Raw genomic sequence first — 4,663 nt, 5'->3', positions numbered from 1 at the left:
TTAGCTATCGAAATGCTGGCGAGTGAAAAAAATCAAACAATAGATTGGGAAAGTGCGGGGATCCCTATTGATCCATTTTATCAACGTTTCTGCCAAGAAGCATTGTATAATGAAAATGACGATGTTGTCGCTCAATGGCTTATCACACTATGTGATAAACATATAGAGTGGTCGGCACTTTTTTCGGACAATGACAATGAACAAAGCTCAACGGGTTATGAGATATCAATGAATATTTTAATTCCTTGGCCGTTTGAATACCAAGCCGTAAAAAATTTCAGAGCTAAACACGGTTTAACAACGCCTATTATTGATCATACGCTATTAAGAACCCCCATGGCTATAGAGCACCGTCCAGATATGGTGGGGTGGAAACAAACGATGCCTGCTATTTATAATCAAATAATTGATGATATCATTACAATTAACCCAGAATTGAAAGTTATTCATACACTATTTTAACCACGATAAATAGACAGGGATTCGCTTTTTTCTGTCATCCCTTATATATCTAATTTGTTTAATCCAATGAGTTGTCAATTCAGATTAAAGGGTCCGGTGCATACTGGTACAATTCAGTCCACTTACCAGCACTATCGAGTCTCGTTGGATAAAACGACCTAAATCTGGGGCGTAGTAGTGGTACGTGTTATAGTGTAATCCTACCTCTTTGTTGAAATAAGAAGCGGATGTTGGAGCAGGTTTCACATTTTATCGTCAATATGTTAAATGCTTGTCTGGGGGAATATCGGGCAGAGAAGATACCCATGTTATCAAGCAACAAAACTAGTTCCCATTGAATATTCGGTATTTTTCAATTGCTAGTGGCCTTTTCTCACGTACGCAGAGCGCTTTTTTAACTCGACATTTTAGATTGAGTCCTAAACGGCCATAAACGCGTTTATGATTAAAGGGATAGCCTTCAAATCGCAAACGGTAATCGTATTTCCAAAATCCAGATTGTGGTGACTGGGTTAAAACGGATTGTATATCCTCGATCACCGCTCGATTTTTTTCACATCAATCTCACTGCCGACGATAAAACGTTGCCCCGGACAACAAAGTCATCTGACAAGCCTTACTGACTGATAAACCTGCCTCTTTTATTGATTGAACGCAGGACGTCTTCCCCGTTAGTTACTACCAACCTTTTTTGCAAAAAGCGCTTTCATCGCATGGTTTTCAAGGCTGACTTAAGCGTTGAGTTTTTTTCAAGCTCTTTTAATGGTTTAACATCATTGGATTACATACCACTGTACTTTGATTTCCAATTGCCGCCAGTGGCACACTGATACCACGTTGCCGATAAAGATCATCGACTTTCATTCCAGAATCAATGAGTTTTAAAATATTGACGATTCGCCTTTCAGTAAAACCGACTTTTTATAACAACCTCTGCAATTTTGGGCAGAAAATCTCATTATAGCTGTCTCATTTTAATGGGAGAGGATAAAGATTAATAGCCAAGCTTTACAAGATTCGATTAAAAGTCTTAAGGCTCACTATATAATACCTAGAAAAGGAAATAGCAATTAAGGTAATATAGCTATTGATTGGTGTTTATATCAATGCCGCTATTTCGTTGAAAATACCTTTCTGAGTATTAAGAAACACTGAGCAGTTGCTATTTGGTATGGTAAATTATCAAAAAATGATGAAAGTGTCGTTGTTTTGACGTTTTCAATTATGTGGCTCACTATGTGGAGCAATATAAAATATATACAATAAAGGTCAACATGCCCGAGTGTTTTTATAATTTTTAATCTTCAAAATATAAATATTAACTAATATTTCAATCAGAATCGTTACTGGGTAGTATGATTACTTATGGATGGTGCTGTTGCCTATGAAAAATGTCTGCTTTTTTGATTTGCCGTTTGTGCGCCACGATAAGCACGCCGAACCAGAAACGAATTACCGCCGGATCCTAGCCGGAGATAAGGTATTCTGGATGTATGCTAAGCAATTTGAAGATATCTCTGTTGCGGAAAAATTAACAGAGGGCGAGCGTGTGTATATCGGTGCACATCCGCTGGCTGATGGGACATTCTGGTTGCACTGGTTAGTCGCTCCAGACCACGGAACACTGCAACCCGTGACTAAAGGTACCGATAAAGCCCGTAATGCCCTGAAAACACTGATAGGAACGCTACTGATGGGGGCGTTTGGCTATGTTTTTTTTAATTTATCATTTGGTATTATCATATTTCTGCTCATGTTGATCGCATTTATTATCGGTGCTTGGTTTTTTTGCTCCGGTGTTCAAGGATTGCTGGTCAGTAGTAGTAAACGAACACACCGTTTGCAAGAGGGACTTCGGCGTGTACAGGCTGGAGATTTATCACTCTTTCACACTCAAAACGATCTGCAGACAACAATAGCCGCGCAGCAAAAAAATATACAGGCAGTGGTAAAAACAGCAAAACCCCAGACGCCGGATAATATGATCCATGCAGATCAGGTCATTCTGAGCACATTACAAGGGGAAATTCGTTCACTCAGTGTGACCACAGGATTTACTGGTACAGGTAAATCGCGGCGCGATTATAGAGATTATCAGTTTCTCTGTGAGGGCGTGCTATTCACTTTCCGCTGTTATTACAATACATTCAGTGAAGATGTAAATCCGATATTTTACCGACATCCGGATTTTTTTCTGACCGAAGGTGACCCCATGACGCTTATCCTTAACGGTGAGAACGGTCAGATCGTCGGCCTGTGTAACGAACGGGACGGACAGGCATATCTCAAATACAGCGGCATAATGATGCCCAACCGTCAAATGAAACGGGCGTACAAAGCCATTGGTCTCATCTGTCTGGTGTTACCGTTGTTGATGCTGTTTTTTTCGTTCCATGACTGGTGGCAAGCGGGTGTGATGCCTGACAAATGGGACTGGTTGAAAGCCGGGGATATGTTTCTTGATTGCAGTTTTCTCAGTATGTCGATATTTTTCCTGATTATGCTGTTAACTGAGCTGTCCAACGGCTTTATCGAAAAATACACGGTCACCTCCGCACGGATAGAGAAAGTGCGACAGTATCTGGTGTCATTCCGAAGTAGCTTGAATAAGGCTCCGTATATTCAGGAGGTGACCTGATGTTTACTGATCGTCGCATCCGAGTTGCTTTATTGGCCGTCGGGCTGATTATTTGCATAACTTTTATGTACATACGTGATTTCGCTGGATTTGCCGGAGAATGGGAACGTACTCGTCCTTATCAGCCGGAAAAAAACGCGATTATCATGAAATCTTTGCTTATCAGTAGCGTTGAACAGGGTGTTTTGATCACTGGCCTAAGCGATGCGATTGATATTAAAGTGAATCATATTGAGCGCAGTAATTTCCTGTATCATTACAACAAAGTGCTTCGTGATGATCCCGTTAATGACAACGCTGTGCCGCTGCTTAATCTGCAAATTAATCCGGACAAAGCGGTGATCAACAAGCACATTGCAAAACAGATTGGCAAAGGGAGTGGCCGAGAAATTGAATCCTACAGGCCACGGTTGCCGCTAACTCAGATTATGACGGAGCAGGAGGGGGAGCTGCGCGTCCGGGCCCGTTTTATCGGCAACGTACTGAGTCAGCAGTGTGATAATCAAGGGCGCTGCCTGATCGTATTTAAGAATGATATCACCCCAGGAAGACCAGCATTTTATTCAAATGACGGTGGTCTGCATTGGCAGTGGCTACAACAATGGGCATCGCCAGAAACGCGGGCGGAAGAGAATGTCCTAGCGATTACTGGGGCGGGTCATTTCGTGATGGCGCAGAATGAGCGATTGTATCAGACAATGGATTTTGGACAGACTTGGAAAAAACTCGCCGACCTGAACCCCTCTGGGCGGGGACGTGCCGATCTCGGTAGTTATCAGCATTACAATATACAGGATCCCAGCTGGCTCGCCACCTCACAACGGGCAATCTTCTGGAAGCAGGAAAGCGACACCAGCTCACTGACTTGTATTAACCTCCAGACGGGACGCCAGGAAGCGTATCTGTCGCTGCCGGGGCGAGTTAGTAAACCGACCGTGACACCGGAAGGAGAGGTTTATTTTGTTCTCAAAACCGAGCCACGTATGCGGTACAGCATCAACCGGCTGGATTGCAGCAACGGCAATTACACGCCAGTACTGGAAACCGGTACAGACTCGATTTCTGATCTGTATGCAGGGAAAGATAATAGTCTGATATTCACTTTTCGGTTTAACGACCCTGAGCATATCCGGGTATCACACAACGGCGGAAAAAACTGGAAGCGGATGCAGAAATTCCCGAGAAGCTATCAGGAAAATGTATTATTTGATGGTGTCCGTAATCGTCTATTCTATTTTCCGGTAGAATCCTACTATGCACCGGACCTCGGTAATCGCGATGGATTGGTGTATGAAATATCGCCGATCTGATAATGTGGAAAGCAACAATATAATGAGATGTTAAATAGAGATTGTAAGTAATAAAAACAAATATTAATTCTAATTTGTTTTTTTAATTGAGGAATAATATATTGTGATTTACCTGTTTTGGTTTAAGAGGTTAATATTAATAAAACAGGTAATTTCACTAAATAAATTACACGTTAACTCTATTTTACTGGAAAATTAAAAGCTGTTAAACCTGCATCTTCTATTAACTTGATGGGTGACATGCCCACGGAGG

Annotated in this window: 3 protein-coding genes and 2 pseudogenes; 3 read left to right on the top strand and 2 right to left on the bottom strand. The window is 41.9% G+C overall.

The genetic code is table 11. The annotated features are described in order from the left end of the window. Window positions 1–462: pseudogene (locus PSE69_RS19120) on the top strand (hypothetical protein); the annotation flags it as partial. An 84-nt stretch (window positions 463–546) separates the two neighbouring features. On the opposite strand, the gene PSE69_RS19955 reads toward PSE69_RS19120, so the two are convergent. Both PSE69_RS19955 and PSE69_RS19115 read right to left on the bottom strand, forming a co-directional pair. Further along, window positions 547–708: an RHS repeat-associated core domain-containing protein gene (locus PSE69_RS19955; protein ID WP_080574256.1), complete on the bottom strand. Its 162-nt coding sequence runs from the start codon at window positions 706–708 to the stop codon at window positions 547–549. A gap of 64 nt (window positions 709–772) precedes the next feature. Further along, a pseudogene (locus tag PSE69_RS19115) lies at window positions 773–1,359 on the bottom strand (IS3 family transposase); the annotation flags it as partial. Window positions 1,360–1,846: 487 nt separating this feature from the next. On the opposite strand from PSE69_RS19115, the gene PSE69_RS19110 reads away from it, so the two are divergent. Then, window positions 1,847–3,100 carry a hypothetical protein gene (locus PSE69_RS19110; RefSeq protein ID WP_040132422.1) on the top strand — a complete coding sequence of 418 codons (1,254 nt, stop codon included), beginning with the start codon at window positions 1,847–1,849 and terminating at the stop codon, window positions 3,098–3,100. Then, window positions 3,100–4,410 carry a hypothetical protein gene (locus tag PSE69_RS19105; protein WP_036943170.1) on the top strand — a complete coding sequence of 437 codons (1,311 nt, stop codon included), beginning with the start codon at window positions 3,100–3,102 and terminating at the stop codon, window positions 4,408–4,410. The genes PSE69_RS19110 and PSE69_RS19105 overlap by 1 nt, the downstream gene beginning before the upstream one ends. Window positions 4,411–4,663 lie beyond the last annotated feature (253 nt).

It is taken from the genome of Providencia sp. PROV122, assembly GCF_028482365.1.
GTDB lineage: Bacteria > Pseudomonadota > Gammaproteobacteria > Enterobacterales > Enterobacteriaceae > Providencia > Providencia stuartii.
This window is presented reverse-complemented; position numbering and strand designations above follow the sequence as displayed.

Excerpts from the sequence above, each read along its gene's own strand:
- PSE69_RS19105 (WP_036943170.1), top strand. The coding sequence starts at position 3,100 with ATGTTTACTGATCGTCGCATCCGAGTTGCTTTATTGGCCGTCGGGCTG.
- PSE69_RS19110 (WP_040132422.1), top strand. The coding sequence starts at position 1,847 with ATGAAAAATGTCTGCTTTTTTGATTTGCCGTTTGTGCGCCACGATAAG.